The 20,597-nt window shown below is 47.1% G+C and carries 10 protein-coding genes; all 10 read right to left on the minus strand.

Features of this window, described 5'->3' with window-relative positions; translation table 11 throughout:
* Position 1: 1 nt before the first annotated feature.
* Genes JJQ94_RS10735 through JJQ94_RS10780 form a run of 10 tightly spaced genes read right to left on the minus strand, consistent with a single transcriptional unit; the run spans position 2 to position 20,579 of the window.
* On the minus strand, positions 2–7,855 hold the full coding sequence (locus JJQ94_RS10735; RefSeq protein WP_201435456.1) for a non-ribosomal peptide synthetase: 7,854 nt from the start codon (positions 7,853–7,855) through the stop codon (positions 2–4).
* Between the two features lie 3 nt (positions 7,856–7,858).
* Entirely contained in the window at positions 7,859–12,412 is a 4,554-nt protein-coding gene (locus tag JJQ94_RS10740; RefSeq protein WP_099031790.1) for a non-ribosomal peptide synthetase, read from the minus strand.
* Between the two features lie 23 nt (positions 12,413–12,435).
* Entirely contained in the window at positions 12,436–13,191 is a 756-nt protein-coding gene (locus tag JJQ94_RS10745) for a thioesterase II family protein (protein ID WP_099031791.1), read from the minus strand.
* Positions 13,188–13,895, minus strand: a complete 708-nt coding sequence (locus JJQ94_RS10750; protein WP_099031792.1) for a hypothetical protein — start codon at positions 13,893–13,895, stop codon at positions 13,188–13,190. The genes JJQ94_RS10745 and JJQ94_RS10750 overlap by 4 nt, the downstream gene beginning before the upstream one ends.
* On the minus strand, positions 13,892–14,623 hold the full coding sequence (locus JJQ94_RS10755; protein WP_099031793.1) for an SDR family NAD(P)-dependent oxidoreductase: 732 nt from the start codon (positions 14,621–14,623) through the stop codon (positions 13,892–13,894). Before JJQ94_RS10755 ends, JJQ94_RS10750 begins: the two co-directional genes overlap by 4 nt.
* Before the next feature lie 11 nt (positions 14,624–14,634).
* A complete protein-coding gene (gene fabZ / locus JJQ94_RS10760) occupies positions 14,635–15,033 on the minus strand; it encodes a 3-hydroxyacyl-ACP dehydratase FabZ (protein ID WP_010369411.1) in 399 nt (132 codons plus the stop codon).
* Complete coding sequence (locus JJQ94_RS10765; RefSeq protein ID WP_099031794.1) at positions 15,030–16,145, minus strand: ABC transporter permease; 1,116 nt, start codon at positions 16,143–16,145, stop codon at positions 15,030–15,032. The genes fabZ and JJQ94_RS10765 overlap by 4 nt, the downstream gene beginning before the upstream one ends.
* Entirely contained in the window at positions 16,138–16,905 is a 768-nt protein-coding gene (locus JJQ94_RS10770; protein ID WP_010369407.1) for an ABC transporter ATP-binding protein, read from the minus strand. Before JJQ94_RS10770 ends, JJQ94_RS10765 begins: the two co-directional genes overlap by 8 nt.
* Before the next feature lies 1 nt (position 16,906).
* Positions 16,907–19,090 carry a beta-ketoacyl-[acyl-carrier-protein] synthase family protein gene (locus JJQ94_RS10775; RefSeq protein WP_099031795.1) on the minus strand — a complete coding sequence of 728 codons (2,184 nt, stop codon included), beginning with the start codon at positions 19,088–19,090 and terminating at the stop codon, positions 16,907–16,909.
* Positions 19,083–20,579 carry an AMP-binding protein gene (locus JJQ94_RS10780; protein WP_099031796.1) on the minus strand — a complete coding sequence of 499 codons (1,497 nt, stop codon included), beginning with the start codon at positions 20,577–20,579 and terminating at the stop codon, positions 19,083–19,085. The genes JJQ94_RS10775 and JJQ94_RS10780 overlap by 8 nt, the downstream gene beginning before the upstream one ends.
* Positions 20,580–20,597 lie beyond the last annotated feature (18 nt).

A 20,597-nucleotide genomic window follows, 5' to 3' on the forward strand; every position in this document is an offset into this window, starting at 1 on the left:
GTTAAATCCTCATGCTATTAGTTTGTTCTTGTTGTGATCCGGAGTCTGCTTTTATCTCGATATCCACGCTCAGCGTCTCTAAGTTGTCGACGATTGCGGCAATGTGGGTATGCTCAAACAAGGCTGAAATTGGGATGTTTAAATCCAGTGCTTTATTACACGCATTCATCAACCGGATAGCCGAGATAGAGTCCCCCCCAATACTGAAGAAATTATCCTCAATCCCCACTTGCTCAAGGCCGAGTACCTGCTGCCAAATCTCACAAAGTTGGGTCTCTAAGGCATTACGCGGTGCCACATAAAGGTTGTCGGCTTGAAGCTCTGGTGCGGGAAGTGCCTTGCGGTCAAGCTTACCGTTACCTGTGAGTGGAATATGCTCGATTAGGGTAAAGTGACTGGGCACCATGTATTCGGGTAAAGCAGCACTTAGGGCGAGCTTTAATTCAGTGAGCTCAAGGGTGGGCTCTGCAACAAGGTAAGCAGCCAGTGCTTTGCCTTGCGGTGCAGGCACATCAATCACCACTGCGTTTTGTACGCCTTGCTGGTTGACAATGGCTGCCGCAATCTCGCCTAATTCGACACGATAACCACGAATTTTCACTTGCTCATCGTTACGACCGAGATACACCAAGTCGCCGTTGTCTAGGAAGCGGGCAAGGTCACCGGTTTTGTACAGCTTGCTATGGGCGGGGTCGTGACTAAATGGATTATCAATAAAGCGCTCGGCATTGAGTTCTGGGCGGTTTAAGTAACCACGGGCAACCCCAAGGCCTGAAATATACAACTCACCCGGCGCGCCAATAGGCATGGGCTGGAGCGACTCAGATAACACATGAAGATTAACGTTAGGGTAAGCTTTACCTATGCCTTGATGAAGACGTGGGTAGGCCTGTGCTAGCATCGCACCGACCGTGGCTTCCGTTGGGCCATATTCATCGAAGATAGCGTTCACATGGTCGCTTAATGCGGCAATGGCCTGCTCAGTCAGCGCTTCACCACCGAGCATTAGGGCATCAACTTGTGCATCGCTGCCAGGCAATAGCGCCATGGCAAGACTAGGTGTGGTTTTCACAAAGCCAACATTCGCGGCACTTAGGTGAGCTCTAAAAGCGGCGGCATCAAGAATATCGCCTTCATAGACACACACCGTTTGTCCAGCAAGGAGCGGGCATAAGGTGGTCGTCACCGACAGGTCAAAACAGTAGTTAGAAGAAAAGTCGATATTACGATACTTGTCACCTAACTGGCTGGTTAAGGCGTGAAGATAATAAAGCACATTGTGCTGAGTGAGCATTACGCCTTTTGGTTGTCCGGTTGTCCCTGAGGTGTAGATGATATAAGCCAAGTTAGCCAACGCCGTTGGGCGCACTAAGTTCTCGTGCTCTACCGCCAGCGCATGGGTATTCACACTGAGCGCCGCCACTTTTCCAAGCACAGGGTTAAGTGACGGCAAGTGGCTTTCCTGCGTTAGCACTAAGTCGGTGTTGGTGTCAGTTAAAATAAACTCAACCCGAGCTTCGGGGTAATCTGGTGAAACAGGCACATAGGCACCACCGGCTTTGAGCACGGCCAAAATAGCAATGAGCATCTCGCTACTGCGAGAAAAGTAGAGGGCGATAGGGGTATCGGCAGGCAATAGGCCAGCTTGGGCTTTGGGGTGCTGAGCAAGGATTTGCTTCGCAAGGGCGTTGGCTTTACCGTTCACTTCGGCATAAGACAGCGCTTCACCGCTGCTGGTTAACATGGCGGTCTGCTCAGGGGTGTTAGTGGCGTGCTGCTCTACTAAGCTTGCGAGATCTTTATCGTTGGTAAATGACTCGGCGTTGTTGTGCCATTGGCTAAGCGTTGTCTGCATTTGGTTATTGACCATGCTAATGCTTTGATGGCTTTGTGTCAGTCGCTCCCCAAGCTGAACCAAAATAGCTTGTACTTGGTCAAGGATCCACTCTGCCCGCGCGGTGCTTAGCCATTCCCCGTTGTAATGCATCACAAAGTCTAAGCGGTCTTGCTCGCTTTGGGCCACCACAGAAAGCGGATAGTCGCCTTTCTCTATTGATTCTCTGAACTTCCAGCTGCCAGTATTTTCTGGAGTCGGGTAGTTTTCAAATACGAAGAGGGTATGAAACAAGCGTTGACCATCACGCTGCAGCTTCGACAAGCTCATGTCGCTGTGGCTATTGAGTGCAGCTACGCCTTTTTGAATGGCTTTGAGGATGTCATTACAGCTTGCTTCTGCTTGCCAATTCACCACTAAAGGTAAGGTGTTGATGAACAAACCGACCGCTTGTTCAATCCCATTGACTGGAATTTCACGACCGGAAACTGTGCTACCAACAATCGTTTGGCTATCACCAGAATAGGTTTGCAGTAACTTATGCCAAGCAAATTGCAGTGCAACGTTGAGGGTTACGCCAGCTTGTTGACAAGTATGTTGTAGCGACCTAAACGCCTCGCCTTGAAGGCTAAACTGCACCGATTGCACTTGCTCAACAATTCGACTTTGCGACAAGTCATACTGGCCACCAAGTAATAAGTTAATATCGTTTGCGGTATCAAATTCGGCTTGTTGTTGCTGCCAATATGCATGAGTTTGCTTGGCATTTTTAAGGTAATAAGCTTGCGCCTCTAAATAGGTTTGCTGCGCTTGCACCTCTGGTGTTTTCCCAGCACAAAGCTGGCGATAATACCCCGCGACAGCTTGCAGCATTAACGGCCCACTCCAGCCATCATTAATGGCATGGTGCTCGGTTTTGATAAGTGTGTAGAGGTTTTCACCGCGCTTAAACAAGGTGAAGCGAATTAGCCCCGGTTGACTTAGGTCAAACGGAACTTGTCGATCTTCGGCTTGAGCTTTGCTGATGGCTTGCTGTTGGCCGTGCTCGTCAAGAGATGACAGATCTACTATGGTGAAGTGACTGTCATCAATGCTGGCGTCGCGACACACCACTTGGAGTAGACACTCTTGCCAATCAAAAGCGGTGCGAAGAATAGGGAAGCGAAGCGACGCTAAATGCCAGGCATGAATAAAATGTTCAACCTCTAGCGCTTGTTCAATATCCATGACCAACTGCACCCGATAGGCATCATCCGTTGGGAAGTTAACAGCATGATAGATAAAGCCTTGTTGCAAGCTATTAGCTGGGTAAAGCGCTTCGATATTATAGTGCTTGCTCAGCGCTTGATAATGGCCATAAGACAAGTCGCTTAATCCCAAATCGCTAGGGGTTTGCTGTGGTGTTTGCGCCGCTAGTTCACAGCTTGCATTAATGACCTGATGAAGCGCCATTTCAAAGTGCTCAACAAATGCCAGCGATTGCGACTGGTTCAACCTCGAAACCACATCAAAGTGAAGTGTGTCACCGCGAACTGCGCCATTGATGTTGAGCAGCAGTGCATTGTCAGCCTGAGCGTTTGCCTCAGTCATCACATAGCCTGCTTGAGTATCATCCAGCTGCCAGTCTCGGCTTTGCTGTTGTTGCTGATTCAATTGACCTAGGTAGTTAAAGCTCACCTGAGGGCGAATTGCGCTGACTTTGTCTGCTTGCACAAAAGCGCCATAGCCCACGCCTTTATCCGGAATGTGGCGCAGCATTTCTTTGGTGTTTGCGATGGTTGCAATAACGTCGTCGTGGTGTTCAAGGCGCACAGGATACATACTGGTAAACCAGCCTAAGGTTTGCGACACATCCAAGCGCGGATCTATATTTTCACGACCATGACCTTCAAGTTGAATATGATTAACGGTACTGTCAAAAGTGCTGTGTAGGGCAATATTGAGTGCCGCCAAAAGCAAGTCGTTAATGTCAGTATTCAAACCAAGATTGGCATCTCGTAGCAATTTAGCGGTCGTTTCTTGCTCAAACGTGATGCCATATTGTGATTGTGCTGAGTAAGTGTAAGTGGGTTGGCTAGTAAAGCCTTTTTGTACCTGCTGCCAATAGTACGCTTGCTCAGGATGAGCCGAAGGGTAGGTGGCAATGGCATCCACCCACTGACGATAGCTAGTAAGCTTGTCTGTTAGTGCTTCACCACTTAATAGGGTTTGTAAGTCTTGGCTTAACACCCGCCACGATACCACATCAATAATGGCATGATGGAAGGCAAAGAATACCTGACTGCCCTCGGCCGTTTTCACCAACGCTGCCTGCCACAGGGGGCCATTGAATAAATCAAATTGACTTTGTAGTTTGGTCAATTCGTTAAATAACGCGTCTTTACTCAGAGTCGTTGCATCAAGTAATGGGACTTCAAACTCTATCGCCGCTTGGTACGCTTGTTTTACCCCGTTGCTGGTCTGAACAAAGTGACAACGTAGCATGTCATGATGCTCGCTCAGCGCTTGAATAGCTTGAGTCAGCCCCGTGTGTTCAATGTGTGCAGGTAAGTTAAGGGTAAATGCTTGGTTCCAATGGTGTGGATTTGGTAGCCCTAAATCGAAAAACCACTGTTGGATAGGCAGTAGTGCAAACTCACCACTTAACCTACCTTGCTCCGTGATAAGTTCAATGGTTTCAGTGCTAACGTGTTGAATTAAATAGGCCTGCGCTGCCACGCTTGGGGCGTCAATGATGTCTTTAACCTGAAGGTTAAAGCCAGCTTTACGCAGCGCAGACACAAGTTGAATACTGACAATAGAATCGCCACCGACTTTGAAAAAGTCATCATTAACGCCCACTTTTTCTAGGCCCAATACTGACTGCCAAATACCACACAATTGTTTTTCTAATTCGCTGCTCGGTGCTTGATAGTTGTCTTCATCCACAACGGTTGGAGTAGGCAATTGCTTGTGATCCAGCTTACCATTGTTGTTAAATGGTAACGCCGACATCACTTCAAAGTAGCTTGGGATCATATAGCTAGGTAAAACCTGAGCCAGTTCCTGTTTTACTGCATTTAGGTCTAACTCACCGTGCTCTGGCACCACGTATGCGGCAAGTTGCTTGTTGCCCGCTTGTTCGAATACCACCACCGCGGCGACTTTCACTTGCGCCAATTCGTTGAGCTGTGCTTCTATTTCAGCAAGCTCAATCCTAAACCCGCGGATCTTCACTTGGTGATCGTTACGGCCTAAAAACTCTAGTACGCCAGACTCGGACCAACGTCCTAAGTCTCCCGTTTTATACAGTTTATCTAGCCCGAATTGTTTGGCCTTTGCGCTTGCAAAGGGGTTATCGATAAAGCGCGCAGCACTCATTTCTGGTTTATTAAGGTAGCCACACGCAAGTCCGGCTCCTGCTATAAATATCTCGCCTGTCGCGCCGTATGGCACTGGATTAAGATGTTTATCAAGCAATAATACTTGGCGATGATTTACGGCTTGGCCGATGGGCACCGGGCCATCAATATTGGCGCATGGATAGAAAGTGGTGAATGTTGTGCTTTCAGTTGGGCCATACGCGTTTATCACCAACTCTGGTCGCGTATCTCTGGCGAGAATGCGTTTAACTATGCTTGGAGTAATTGCCTCACCGCCTGTCAGTACGCAGCGGACATTGTCATAAATATCAGGTTGTTGTAAATACATCGAATCAAACAGTGTGCGCGTTAGCCAAAGTACACTAACACCGTGTTGTTTAATTAACCTTGATAGGCTGTCAGGATCCGCGCCTTGTTGCGCACTTGCTACAACTAATTTGCAGCCGTTTATTAGTGGTGTCCAAATTTCAAACGTTGCGGCGTCAAAATTTGGATTAGATAGGTGAATAAACACGTCGTTTTCTGACGTGTTTATTAAATCAGTATCTTGTACCAAAGAAACAACGCCACGGTGTGGAACGACCACGCCCTTTGGCTCACCTGTCGTACCCGATGTATAGATCACATAGGCTTCGGTTTGCGCATGTGCACCTGATAGTACGGGCGCTGCATCAGACAAAGACAAGCTATCTAAGCAGGTAATTTGCGGCTCTGCATCACAACTTGCAACGAGTGTTTCGATACGCGGGCGCAGCTCGCTTTGTGTTAAAATCAAACCAAGTTGCGTGTCGTTGAGCATATACTCTATGCGCTGATCTGGATAATCAGGATTAAGCGGTACATAAGCGCAACCCGCCTTTAGGATAGCCAGTTTTGCGATTACCATTGCAATAGAGCGTTCACAGAAAAGCCCAACAAAGCGATGGTTAGCGCCAACGTCCACATGATCTTTAATGTAGGCGGCAAGCTTATTCGCGCTTTGTTCTAATTCTTGGTAGGTCAGCTGCATTTCGCCTTCAACCAGCGCTATTCGAGCTGGCGTTTTTTGTGCTTGCTGAGCAACCAACTCATGGATAGTAGAGTGCAAATAATCCGCATGCTCATCTACCTCAACCATTGGTGCTCGCTCATCATTACTTAACAAAGAAATTTGGTTATGCGGCTGGTTTTCATCAGCAATAATGGCATCTAACACCAATGTCATTTGGGTGAGCAATCGCTGTGCTTTGCTTGGTGCCAGCATGGTTTCGCAGAAGCTCAACTTAAGTAGCAAGATATCTTGTTGTTCAACAATGCTGATGGTGAGCGGATAGTCTACTTTCTCAATCATCTTATCGAACGACCATTCGAGTACGTCTTGTCCCGCTGGCGTCGGATAGTTTTCAAATACAAATAGACTGTTGAACAGGCGAGTATTCGGCTCTTGTAGTTGCGACAGTGAAACACTGCTGTTGCCATTAAGTTCTGCAATTTTTTCTTTCAGCGCCGTAAGCTGGGTGCGAATACTGGCTGTTTCTTGCCAATCAAGGGCAAGAGGTAGGGTATTGATATATAAACCAACACTGGCATGGATCCCGTCAATGGGTAGTTCACGACCTGAGACGGTGGTGCCTACTATGGTTTGCTCAGCGTCGCAGTAATATTGCAGTACTTTATGCCAAGCAAATTGCATTAAGACGTTCAGCGTTAGTCCGTGTTGCTTAGCAAACGCTTTGAGCTGCTGATGGCTCTTTGAGGAGAGCTTTAATTCGCTCGCAGCTGCTTTTTGGATCTGTGACGAGCCAGATTGGTCAATATTTTTACTCAATAAGCGGTTGATATCATTGAGCTCACCAAATTGTGCTTTTTGGGTTTGCCAATACCTATCGCTAGATTTTTGGTTTTGCTGATAGCGCGCTTGTGTTTGTAGGTAAGCCGTTTCTTCTTCAACAATGACCGGCTCGCCTTTGGTTAGTTTGGCGTAGTTTTGATGCACGGTTTGCAGCATCACTGGAAAGCTCCAGCCATCGCTAATGCTGTGGTGTTCTGCTTTAATTAGGGTGTAATGTGTATCAGCGCGTTTGACGATAGCAAAACGCATTAATCCCGGTTGAGTCAGATCGAAAGGCGTATTACGGTCGTCGTGAATGAGCTTATCGATACGCGTCTGTTGTTCAATTTGGTCTAACGTACTGAAGTCGTGAAAACTAAAGTGATTTGGGGTAAATCCGGCCCCTCCTTTGATCACTTGGATGATTTCATTTTCCCAGTTGAACGCAGTACGCAGCGCAGGGTAACGCATTGATGCCAAGATCCAAGCCTGTTGGTAAGCATCAACATTGAGTGCTTGATGGTAATCGATGACTAGCTGAACTCGATAAGCATCGTCATTTGGTTGGGCAAGGTGATGATAAACAAAACCTTTTTGCATACTGTTAGCATCAAAGATGGCACGGATCTCAGATGCCTTTTTATGTTCAGTCGCTAGCAACTGTTCAAAATCTTGTTCGGAAAAAACTTGCTGCGATACAAGGTAATCTAATAATGCGGCTTTATTTGCTTTGAGGTAGTCAACCCATTGTTGGCTGAGTCCTTGCTCACCATGGACAATCTTAAGTTTGTCTCCATTGGCCCAAAGCGCAATGTTATCCTTTGCAAGTGATTGGCATAAATTCAACATGGTTTAAATCTCTAATTCTTGTGTTTTTTCAGACTGAGTCGTGGTTTGTTCTAGTTGTGTTTCACTTAACTGAGATTGCAGTGCAGCTAGTTGCTCCTGAGAAAGCGAGCCCGCGCCAAAATCGCTAGGGGTGCATACACCGCCGCGCTTTTTCGCCTCGAGCGCCGTATCCAATACGTCATGTAGCGCTTGTGTTAAGTGAGTAGCGAAGGCATCGGTAAGATTGCCATCTAGCAATGAATCCACTTTGATCCTGAGTTGCTCGCCCTGAACCAGCGCATTGATATCGAGGATCAGATCCGAGCCGTTTTGTGCAGAACTTGTCTCGGTTTGCAGTTGGTTGTCTATTTGCCAAAGCGCATCGCTTTGCCCACCCATTTGGCCTAGGTAGTTAAAACTGATACTTGGCAACGTTAAGTTGGTGTCTTGCAGTTGTGCACTACCAAAACCAAGACCTTTATTCGGGATCTGGCGTAGCGCTTCTTTGGCATCAATAATGGTGTCGCTTAGTGTCGCTTGTTGAGTCAGGCGTAGCGGGTACAAGCAAGTGAACCAGCCAATTGTTTGGTTGATATCAGCATCATCACGCCACATTTCACGACCATGACTTTCCAACGTGATAGCATGCTGAGTTTGCTTAAAGGTTTTACTCAATGCTTGGCACAAAGCAGCCAGTAGTAACTCTTCACCTTGCGTATTGAAGCCAGCATTCGCGTCACGTATTAAGCGGGCCGTGGTGTGCGCGTCTAGCTCTAACCAAGCGGTTGACGGTGTTGCAGCCATGCTTGGCGGATAGCTTGGTAAGTTGGTTGCTAAACGCTGCCAAAATGCCATTTCTTGCGGGTGTGCTGCCGGGTACGCTTGCATCATTTCTACCCATTGTCGATAGCTGGTGCGTTTACTCAGCAACTCTCCTTGTGCTAGAAGGGTTTGCAGATCTTGCGCGATGATCCGCCAAGAAACCGCATCGATGATTAAGTGGTGAAGCGCAAAGTGAAGCAGGTCGTAGTCTTCGCAAAACGCTTCGATATGTGTAACTTGCCAAAGTGGGCCATTACAAATATCGAACTGGCTTTGTCGCGCGTTGAGCTCTGCTTGTACATCGTGCGACTTGCCGTTAAGGACGTTGAGTGGCGCCATCGTACTAACATCGTTATATTCTTGCGTAATATGGCCTTCAAATTCCATAAAGGTTGTGCGCAACATATCATGTTGATCACTTAAACTGTGTAGCGCCTCTTGTAATTGAGTTTGGCTAAAGCCGCTTGGGATCCTGATTGCAAATGCCTGATTCCAATGATTCTCCTCCGGTAGTGCTTTATTGAAAAACCATTGTTGAATTGGCAGTAGATCAAAGCGTCCGCTCAGCAGGCCTTGCTCTTGTATTATCTCTCGTTGAGTCGCTTGTACGCTAACAATACGTTGACTCAACGCCGCTGCAGTTGGACAGTCAAAGATATCTTTTACTTGTAGTTCAATGCCTTGCTTTCTGAGCAAAGCAACGAGTTGAATCGTGAGAATTGAATCGCCGCCGATGGCGAAAAAGTCGTCTTTGGTACTAACCTGTTCAATGCCCAGTAACGATTTAAATGCCTCGCACAATAGCGCTTCGGTTTCATCCTCTGGAGCCACGTATTCGCTTTGACTCGTAAGCTCTGGCTCAGGCAAGGCTTTGCGGTCTAGCTTACCGTTACCGGTTAGTGGAATTTCAGCCAGTTCCGTCCAGGTTTTTGGCTGCATATAATTAGGAAGTGCTTGCGATACTTGTGCTTTGACTTGCTCAATTTGGCCGATAAATTCAGGTTTAAATTTCAGGTAAGCGGCAAGATAGGAGACGCCTTGTAAAGTGCGGTCGATAACCACAGCTTGGGCGACTTCAGGCAGTTGGTTGATCACGCTTTCGATTTCACCAAGCTCAATGCGATAGCCTCGGATCTTCACCTGATTATCGTTACGACCGATATACTCCAACTCACCATCCGGTAGACGTCTTGCCAAGTCACCGGTTTTATACAGTCTGGCTCGTCCTTGTTGAATATCTTGTTCGCTTGCGTATGGGCTGCTAATAAAGCGTTCTTGACTGAGCGCTTCGCGGTTTAAATAACCACGAGCAAGACCCGCACCGCCAATATATAACTCACCGCAGGCACCGGGTTCGACCAACTGCAATTTGGAATTTAGTACATACGCTTTCATATCTAATATGGGTCTACCGATATGAGAGGCTTTAGAACTTGATTGTTGCGTGAGTGCTTTATAGGTGACATGCACCGTGGTTTCAGTGATCCCATACATGTTGACCAATAGCGGCTGTTCATCGCCGTAGCAGTTCCACCAAGGGTTGAGCATTTCGGGGTTGAGTTTGTCACCGCCGAAAATCACATACCTCAGTTTGTCAAAATTCAATTTTGCGTTTAGTGCCGCTGCACTAAATTCATAGAATGCGGCAGGAGTCTGATTAAGCACAGTCACTTGATTATCTGAGCAGTAGTCTGCAAAGGCCTCAAAATCACGGATCAGGCTGTTGTCAGGAATACAGAGTTTACCGCCATAAAGTAGGGCGCCCCACATTTCCCATACACTAAAGTCAAAAGTATAGGCATGGTAAAGCACCCAAGTATCGTGATGGTCAAAGCCATAATCTTGCTCCGTCGCCGTGAACAATCGAGCGACGTTTTCATGAGTTTGCATCACGCCTTTTGGTTGGCCAGTCGTACCTGAGGTATAAATGATGTATACCAAGTCCTGCGGTGATTGGCTGATGACAGGGGCTGTGTCGCTTTGTTGCTGGGCATTGAGTGGTGTAACTAATGGGCAAGCCACCTCCGCCAAACGGCATTTGTCTTGTGCGGCGGCATACTCTTGCTCGTCGACAATCAACAGGCTTGGGTTGGTATCACTTAGAATAAAGGTTGTTCGCTCGCTTGCATGGTCGGGAGACAGGGGCACATAAGCCGCACCCGCTTTAGTGACAGCAAGAATTGCAATCAGCATCTCGATAGAAGGCTGCATGTACAGCGCAATTAACGTATCGGCAGTGAGGGCTTGTTGATACTGAGACTGATATTGCGCCCGTAAATGCAAGGCAAGGGCGTTGGCTCTGGCGTTAAGGGTTTTATAATCGATAGATTGTGTTTGGGTTTGTAGCGCGATTTGATCTGGATGCTTACTTACCGCTTGTTCAAACCAGTGATTTAAAGTGGTGTCAGAAAAGAACGTTTCATTATCTTGATTGCTGCGCGCCAAGATAAGCTTTTGCTCTTCTTCATCCAGTACTGGCAGTTCGGCGATATTAAGATCGCTAGAGTGGGTAAGTAATTCAATAAAGCGCGCCTGAATATCGGTGATCCGTGTCATTGCCACGCGAGAAAAGACAGACTTAGCGGCGACCACTTTACGACAAAGGCCACCTTCGGTTTCAAAATGCGTAAATTCGATATCAAATTGTGAAACACCGGGCTCAATGGATACCCCTTTGATAATGGTATCTCCCGCTGTGCCCAAAGCAAGTTCGTACCCTTGGCGACCAATCATCAACGGAGTGATCCCTGGACGAATGCCGTTGCTTTTTAGCTTGGCTAAGTAGTTACAGGTGACATTAATATGCTTTGCAGCGTCTTTATTATTATTTCCTGAAAGCAGTAATTGGGTGAGCTGGTTACTGACTTCACTGATAAGCGATGCGCCTGTGTACTGCTCAATGTCGCAAATAGAAACCGTTTCAACGTCTGAATAATGACCTAAGATCGCGCGTGTTTTACGGGTGCGGCGAGCCATCGGGATCCCTATGGTCAAATCGGTTTGCCCGGTGGTATGAAATAAAGTCAAAAAGACGCTGGCAAGCACGACGCTAAAACTCGTGACACCAGCTTGAGAGGCGGCCTGTTTTACTTGTTTGAGTGCCTCTGGGTTTTCTTCACGAAACGCGATGCCGTCATAATGGTGCGTTAGTGCCTCAGTATTACTCTGATAAAAATCGATAGGATAGAGTTCGCTCTTTTGTGAAGTTGCTGCACGCTCAGGCTTTTCTTCAAACATCACTTGATAATCAAGGGGGGCGAGATCAAGTTCAGAGTTATCAAGCACCGCTTCTACACATGCGAGTAAATCGCTCATTAGTACTTGCAATGCCCACTGGTCACAGTTGATGTGATGCCCTTTGATGGTCAATAGCAACCGAGTTTCTGAGCTACAAGCGTAGAATTGAAAGGTCTCTTTAGTGATATCGATAGCTTGCTCAATTAAGGTTTTGGCGGTGACAGAGTCACTAAAAGCGGCAATCTCATCAGGCACGGCCAATAACTTAGGGGCACTGGCTAATAATTCGAGTTGTGGTTCGCCTTGAGCCTCATCAATACGACTCGATAAAACTGGGTGCCTTGCAAATAGCAACACCAAGGCTTGCTGCAGTGCCTCGGCTGTGAGCCCGCCGGTAAACTGTACCGCGCAAGCGATGTTATATACTGGATTTGCCAAATCAAGCTGTTGGGCTTGCCATACGTGAAGTTGCCTCGTTGTCAGAGACTTGAAATTGGCGGAATTGGACAGTGAGTTCATTGCGTGATCCTTGTTTTTTCGCCTTAACACAACGGCTTTTGCCAGTTTGCTTTTTGGTATTTTGTTTGCTGCAAGCGAGCTAGGTGTCGCGCTACTGCGGCGACAATCACCTCACACGCCAGCGTTGGGCGTTGTTGTAAATACATATGACAGCCATCGACATGATGGTGCTGAAAATGGTTCTCGCAGTACTCAGACCAAGCTTGGTGTGACTCAGGCTTAACCAAGTGATCTTGTGTGGCGAGGATCAGTTCGACCGGCATCGTCAACGTGATGTCAGTACTGACGGGTTGCTCGGCTAACATAAAGTCGTCTTTAAACATGGCGGCCACAACCGCTTCTACATCCTTCGTTAAACGATGTTTAGGCAGCATGTCGAGATGATATAAAGTCGTGAGCAAGTCCGAGTCAGTCAATTTTGAGTACTGGGTAGCCGAGGGAATACTTGGCGCGCGGCACCCAGATAAACAGAGTAAATCCGGTGTTGTCAGTGCGTGTTTAGCAAGATGATCGGCAAGCTTATAAGCCACCATCCCGCCAAGGCTGTGACCAAAGAACACGCACAACCGCTCACTACGCAGCTGAAGTTGCGTGCTACTACTTAGGTGACTAAGTGCCTCATCCCAGTCTCGTAAAGATTGCATACCTGCTTTAGTACCACGGCCCGGTAAGTCGATGCCGTGGAGTTGCCAATGCGCAGGTAAATGTTTGGCCCATTCCCTAAAAAACAAAGAAGAGCCACCTGCGTGATGGAAACAGTATAAGTCAACCGGCATCATAGCTTGAGCTCCAGCGTTGGTGTGAATGCGATGGATTGACCGGTGAGCATGGTGTTGGTTTTCATAAAGTTGACTAGGTATTCCACCAAGTCTTGATAGCTGTATACCGCAGGTCGTGCACCCAGTACGCCTCCTTTTAGGTTGCGCTTTTGGATTCTTGCGGCTTTGCTATCGGTAGCCAGTAGCGGTAACACAAAACTGTTAACTGCCAGCTTGCTACCTTGATACTCGCGCGCGAGCGTCATCATCAATGCATTATGAGCGTGGTTACAGACACTGGCGGTGGCTTCTAACTCGTAATTTAAGGTGTCTGATTGAGTTAAAAAGACGAGGTTTCCACCACTCACTCTGAGGTTGTCCGCGATGACTCTGAGTGCCGAAAATGCGCTTTCTAGACGCGCAATCACTTGCTCGCCAACGGCAATGTCTTCAAGTAGTTTGCTTTCATCAAGGCGATTGGCACAATGCAGTACCATCACTTCTTGCTGATTATTATTGATTTCAAACCAATCTAGTAATCCTTTGGTGTTTAACTCCGAAAGGGGAGCGTTGATGTGGATATGGCTCGCCTCTGGATTATGCGCGAGCACCTCAGCACTTGCATTGATAAGGAGTAACGGATGTTTTTGCGACAGCAAATGGGTAACAAAGTGGCTATCAAACTCACTTGTTGGATAAAGTAAAATAAACGCTTGAGCATTCATACCGCAAGCCCTCCATCCAGACGAAGTACATTTCCGGTTTGGTAGTTAGAGGCGCTAGAAGCGAGATATAGCGTGGCATCAGCAATTTCTTTTACGCTACCAACGCGACCAAGTGCGGTGTGTTTAAGCACCGGATTGATAATGCTTGCGGGGATATCATCAATCATATCGGTTGCAATAAACGTCGGAGCGAGTGCATTACAGTAAATACCACAATGACCATATTGCCGTGCAATAGTCCGAGTGAGGCCAATAATTGCGCCTTTTGAGGTGGCGTAGTTGGCTTGACCCTCACGTCCGCTTATTCCGCTTTGCGAAACCATGTTGATAATCTTGCCTTCACCTTGCTTAGTCATGACAGGCAACACCGCTTGGCAACACAGCAAAGTACCCTTGAAGTTGATATCTAACACGTTATGAAAGGCGTCGTACGACATCTGAGAGAACAAGCTATCATTCGTGATCCCAGCGTTATTCACCAATACATCAACCCGACCCGTGTCGCTTATCGCTTGGCGAATAGCGGAGTTGACGAACTCGCTGTCGGTAATATTGCCGCTTTGTTGAGTGAAACGAGCTTGATACTCTGGTTTGTGTAACTCCGCGATGGGGGTTTGCGTGCGACAAATACCGTATACTCGAGCACCACCTTGCAAAAAGGCGAGTGCGATGCCTTTGCCTATCCCTTTGGATACGCCAGTCACTACTACTGTCTTTCCAGTAAACACAACCAAGTTCCTTAATCCGTGTAAACAATCGTGAGTTCGGCTTTTGCAACCAACTCATCTTCAACGTGTGCTTGTGCTTTAAAGCGCGCCATCGCACCAAATTCAGTTTCTAGTTTTGCCGTTACTTTAATGATTTCGCCGGGGCGAACAGGGCGACTAAATTTGGCTTTTTCTATGGAAGACAGCATGCCCCCTTTGTGCGTGTTGTTGCAGCACAAGCCGCTGATCTGCGCCATGGTTTCAATGATTAACACACCTGGGAAAATAGGCTCATCCGGAAAATGTCCTTGAAGGCCAGGCTCGTTATGCGAGACAAACTTCAGTCCAACAATCATCTCTCCTGGTGAGTGTTCGATTATCTTGTCTGCAAACTTAAATGGTGCCTTATGCGGCAAGTTATCGGTGATCATGATTTTTCATCTCCCCAGTCAAAGCAGAAGTAAACGATGAGGAAGAACACCACGCTGGTGACGCCTAAAATAATCAGTTGACGACTTACCGCAGCCAGTTCAACTCCTTGGTTTGCGACTAAGCGCAGTGCATCCAAAAACGCAGTGGTTGGCAGTAACGAAACTATTTCTCGCAGTAGAGTGGGAAAGTTAGCCGTGTCAAAATAAATGCCCGATAAGAACATCAACGGAAAGTAAAGTAAGTTAGCTATCCCTGATGAGACTTCAACCCGTTGGCTGCGGGCGCCGACTAACACGCCGAGCATACAGATACAAAATGAACCGAGTGCCATTACCGCAATGATATCCAGCACGTTTCCTTGCAGCGTGTAACCAAATAAAAAGTGAAATGCGACGAACAGAATCAGCATTTGGAATACCAGTAAGAATAAGCGTGCGAGCACGATCCCAATGATGTAATCACGGCGCTTGAAAGGAGAAAGGCGTAGGCGTTTAAAAAAGCCGTTTTGTCTGTCTGAAACTAAACTGTTGGCAATCGATACTAGTGCTAAACCAAGGACTTGTAACACGATGATCCCAGGGATCAACCAGTCAGTGTAACGATAACCTTTAACGCTAATGACATTGCTTCGCATCTCTTCGCCATTAGCTTGCGCTTTAAGACGCAATAGATAGTTACGTGCCATTAACGACTCATCGGAGTTATGAGTAGAAAACATAGCGTTGGGGGCAAGGTAGACTTCAGGGCTCACCTCATTTTGCAGCTTACGTAGCACCGAGTCTGGTGAGCTGATCACTTCCGCCAGCTGAGCGGAAGCAAAACTGTCTTCCAGCACAATTGAATCGGTTTGTGAGAGGCGGGTAACGGTAACGAGCGGATCTTCCTCCATTGCTTTTAGCCATTTCTGCTCGATTTGCTCGCCATGCATCACCACCACATTCATAGGAGACATTTTTGGTCCACCAGAGAAGGCTTGGATCAACAATAGGGCGATGAAAATAGGTAAACCGAATGTCCATAGCAATACCGCTTTATCACGGAAAAAAGGTCGAATATTGACCATCATTAATTGCCAAAATGGATATAACTTAGTTTGACTTAACTCAGGCATAACTTTCCCTCTCCATCGTGGAACCTGTGAGTTTCAAAAATACGTCGTTGAGTGTGGCTTTTCTGGGTTCTTTAATCACCGGAGTCTCAAAGGTGCGATTAATAATGTCGCTTGGTGCGCCTGACTCTATGATTTGACCTGAATTAATGATGGCTAAGTTGTCGCATAAGAACTCTGCCTCATCCATGTAGTGTGTCGTTAACATCACACAGGTACCGGCTTCTTTGAGATCTTTAATGATGTGCCAAAATTCCTGGCGACTCGTGGGGTCAAGTCCCGTAGTTGGCTCATCTAAAAAAACCAACTTGGGCTGGCCAACCACTGCCATCGCCAAAAATACGCGTTGTTTTTGCCCACCACTGAGTTCGCTTAGCCAAGCGTCTTTTTTCTCGCTTAAATTGAAGCGCTCAAGCAGCGTATCAATTGGCGTGTAGCTTGGGTAAAAGCTGGCAAATAGCTCGACGCACTCTTTTACTTTGAGTTTTTCGTAGAGGTTATTGTGTTGCATCACGCCACCCATAAGGCTGCGAAGTTTGGTTTCGTGTTGCTTCCAATTAAGACCGAATAACGTCACTTCACCTGACGTTGCACTACGCAAGCCTTGTAGTATTTCCAACGTCGTGGTTTTTCCTGCGCCATTGGGCCCAAGGAGTCCGAAACATTCGCCTTCGCTAACGCTAAAAGAGACGTCATCGACGGCAACTTTTCGTGTTCTTTTGTAGACCTTCCTTAAGTTCTTCACTTCGATCACGGTCGTCATCTTATTTCCTTACTGTTCGTAAAATACATCCCGTCATACTTCCCGCGAGATTAACGCTTAGGAGTAGGGTTTGATCTAACTCGGTATCACCAACTGGGGTGTTGAGTGCATGCATTAGCGCACGCACTGCTAATTCTGTACTGTGTAGAGGCGTGCTTTGTGGTTGATATTTTATAAGTTGAGCTTGTGGTAAATGGCTGTCCAAGCTTGCTGCAATGGTGGCAAACGCTTCGTCGTGATGAGTACTTAACACGACATTGCCCACTTGGCCCAACTTCCTAGCATGGCTTGCCAATAATCTGTCTAGTGCTTGATGTTCCTGCGCATCATTGATTTGAATAAAATCAATGAGTTCTGCGAGAGGTTGGTAGCCTTCCGGTAACACCTCGCTGGTTGCCAAGAGCGCCGCGCTGGAAAAATGACCGATATCTGCTTGGAATTGATGTGCAGCCCAGACTTGCTGCGAGAGCGCAGTATCGTCTTGCGAGCTACATACCATCGCATATCGACTTCTACCTTCACGCATATCAAGTGTTGCGCTCCAAAGCGCATGTAAAAAGTCATTGCCTAAATCACTCACACAAGTGGCCGAGTTTTTAAAGCCGAAGCCGAGTGCCAGTTGCCCTAATGTGGCATTGACGACGGTATTGGGGAAATGCGTACTTTTTAGCTCAGCAATGCCATCTTGAAATGATGCGAGGTTTTTATCTAAGGTTTCCAGCGAGCCAATAGGATTAGCATAGTAGGCTGCGAATTCTGGCAGTGGTAATTGAGCAAGGTCTAGCTCGCTGTCTTGTAAGGTAAATTGACAGGCACCCAAGGCAAATTGTGCAACACACGGTGTACGGCGCTGGAAAAGTGCAGGGAACTGCTGTTTTAAGTTAAATTCAGCAAAGTGGTCGGTGCTATTTTGTCTAGCATTGTACACTTCAGTATCAGATAGACTGGTGGCGGCAAGTAGATAAACCGGTTTTGGCGCTGTGTTAATTGACGTTTTCTCTTGCTTACTGAGCAGCATACTGGTGTTGTGACCGCCAAACGCTGAGTTAGTCACCGCAAAAACATCAACAACCTGAGGTTTTGCCTGATTGGTCACTAATTGATACGCTTGGCAACAAGACCTTATTGAGTCGACCCCCAGCGTTGCCGGTAGAAGTCCTTCATCCTGGCTGACCAAAGTTGAAATAAGTTCTACGGCACCAGCGGCACCAAGGGTATGACCAAAGTAAGATTTACTACTTGAAACCGAGACGTCGCGCATGGCCTGTTCACCAATGGCTGATTGGATCCCTTTTAGCTCTGCGCCATCATTTGCTGGCGTGCCAGTCCCGTGGCTGTTGATATATTCAATATTACTTGCTGCAACGGGGGCATAGGACAATGTCTGCGTAAAAGCGCGGCGTACACCATCGCCCTCGGGGTTAGGCGCTGTAGCGTGGTGAGCATCTAAGCTCGACCCTGTAGCGAGCAATTGATATCGCAGCGTTGCGTTACGCTGATTGGCATGTGTTTGCGATTCAAAGACTAAGAAGCCTGCGCCTTCACCTAAACTTAATCCCATTTTTTCGCTGTATGGAGCACAAGGTTCAGGACTCAAGGACTGTACCGACTGAAAGCCGCCGTAAACCAGCTCGCTCAGAGCATCCGCACCGCCAGCAATGACGACATCTGCTTGGTCGTTTTCGATAAGTTGCTTAGCAAAAGCAATGGCACTGCTACTTGCGGTACAGGCGGAGGTGAAAGTTATTACAGGGCCCTGAATACCGAAGTGGCGGCTGACATCGGTTGCAATTTGATGTGGTGGATAAAACTTAAACCCCAATTGATGCTGACCTTTAAGGCTCTCCATCAATGAAAACATACCGCAGTTTGCATTACCGAGAGTAAATGCCACACGGGTACTGTCCATCTGAGTTAAGGCTAAATTTGCATGCTCAAGTGCTTCTGTAACGGCATGGATAGCGTATTGGCTCGCCAGATCCATATCAAAATGTTCTGCGCTGTGGTTCTCGTAGTTGATAGCGAGCGCCCCAACATTGTGTGTTAGTCCCTGTGTGTCGAAACGATTAATGCGGTCAATACCAGTGCGGTTTTCCTTGATGCTAGTTAGCAGCGCATGGCGATTCTCGCCTGCTGCACAGAGCACACCATAACCAGTAATGAAAGTTTGTTGTTTATTATTCATGTACGCATTCCTGTAGTGCCGAGAGGGTGATTTTGCCGAGCTCGTTTTCTGGAAATTGCGCCAAAAAATGAACCTGCGGCGTGGGTAAATCTTTAAACCAACTTCTGATGTCCTGAAGTGTAGGGATGCAAGATAGTCCTTCGACAAAGGCGACCAGCTCGCCCCCTTTATTATTGTTATTGTCCTCGATAAAAAAGACGCGATGGCGAAGTCCCACAAAGCGTTCTTGGAGGATTTTTTCTATACTTTGTAGCGAGTAGCGTTTACCTGCATATTTAAATATTTGGTCTGCGCGCCCACCGTGTGTGAATTGGTTTTCATTGCTGAAAATCAGCTTATCTTTGAGCTCAAACTCTTCACAATTAGCCACTAAAAACGGCGATCTCAACATGGTTTTGTGCTCGGCATTTTGATAAATGTCGACCGCAGTGAACTTAGTAAAGTGCGTTTCGTTGTTGCCTAATTGACGATAGCCGATACCGCCGGTTTCAGTGCTTCCTAGTACCTCAAAAGCTTGTATTGAAAGCGATAGGTAAGAAATAAGGTCGGCAAGTTTTTGCTCTTTCTCACCTTTGAATGGTGCACCTGAGCTTATTAAGTAGCAGTGGTTTTGACTTAACTGATCGGCCACAAAGTCAAACATAGTTGGCGTTAAGATCACACCTACCTGTTTGTCTTTTACAGGTTGTAAATCCGGTGTTGAACCGAGTTCGTAACACACCGGTTTGCCAAGCTGCAGAGGGAGCATAAATGCCCAAATAAAACCGAACATGTGGCGGATATCAACGCAAGCACAGAAATAATCTACTGCGTCAAACGAGAAAGTGTCAGCAAAGGTGACGGCTTCAGCATGGAGTGAGGCGATGGATTTATGCCAAGTTTGTGGCTTGCCTGTGCTGCCTGACGTTTCAAAGCCAATAGTCTTATCGCTATGCTGTTGTAAAAATGCCGTCATGGAACGAAACGGAATTTCTACCTCTTGATTGGAAAGCGTGAGTTCTCGCCAGCTAAACGCATTGGCGTTCGCGGCCGCATTCGCACTTAATACCGGAGTGATATTGTGCGCTAATAACACCATAGTGCTCACAATGATATCGCAGGGCGTGCTGTCTTTGATAAGGCGAGCCTGACCGATGATCTCACAATCTAGACTACGTTGTATCTGTTCTAGTAAATCAGTCTCTTTGAGAGAGGTGACTTGATCTGCCCAAGTCTCTAAGGGGGTTGCTTGTTTTTGTTGCGTTAAGTTTAACGCTATTTGACGTGTTAGTGTCGCCAAAGTTACAGTGCTCAATTCGCCCAAGTCTTTTAATTGGAACGCTTTTTTACATGCAGCAGATAACTGCATAAGGTCGACCGAGTCGAGAAACAGTGGCGCCTCAATTAAATTGGCGTCGTCACTTATTACGTCTAGTTGTTCTTTATCTACTTCTAACTCAGCTTCAATCAGTTGCATGAGTGTTGAACGAATGGCACTGTATGTTTGCATGGTGTCCTTCCAAGCGAA

Origin of the sequence: Pseudoalteromonas sp. GCY (assembly GCF_016695175.1) — a bacterium.
Classification (GTDB): Bacteria; Pseudomonadota; Gammaproteobacteria; order Enterobacterales; family Alteromonadaceae; genus Pseudoalteromonas.

What these genes read in the sequence shown, in the direction of transcription:
- JJQ94_RS10735 (WP_201435456.1), bottom strand. Translation starts at nt 7,855, where the DNA reads ATGTTGAATTTATGCCAATCACTTGCAAAGGATAACATTGCGCTTTGG.
- JJQ94_RS10740 (WP_099031790.1), bottom strand. Translation starts at nt 12,412, where the DNA reads ATGAACTCACTGTCCAATTCCGCCAATTTCAAGTCTCTGACAACGAGG.
- JJQ94_RS10745 (WP_099031791.1), bottom strand. Translation starts at nt 13,191, where the DNA reads ATGATGCCGGTTGACTTATACTGTTTCCATCACGCAGGTGGCTCTTCT.
- JJQ94_RS10750 (WP_099031792.1), bottom strand. Translation starts at nt 13,895, where the DNA reads ATGAATGCTCAAGCGTTTATTTTACTTTATCCAACAAGTGAGTTTGAT.
- fabZ (WP_010369411.1), bottom strand. Translation starts at nt 15,033, where the DNA reads ATGATCACCGATAACTTGCCGCATAAGGCACCATTTAAGTTTGCAGAC.
- JJQ94_RS10765 (WP_099031794.1), bottom strand. Translation starts at nt 16,145, where the DNA reads ATGCCTGAGTTAAGTCAAACTAAGTTATATCCATTTTGGCAATTAATG.
- JJQ94_RS10770 (WP_010369407.1), bottom strand. Translation starts at nt 16,905, where the DNA reads ATGACGACCGTGATCGAAGTGAAGAACTTAAGGAAGGTCTACAAAAGA.
- JJQ94_RS10775 (WP_099031795.1), bottom strand. Translation starts at nt 19,090, where the DNA reads ATGAATAATAAACAACAAACTTTCATTACTGGTTATGGTGTGCTCTGT.
- JJQ94_RS10780 (WP_099031796.1), bottom strand. Translation starts at nt 20,579, where the DNA reads ATGCAAACATACAGTGCCATTCGTTCAACACTCATGCAACTGATTGAA.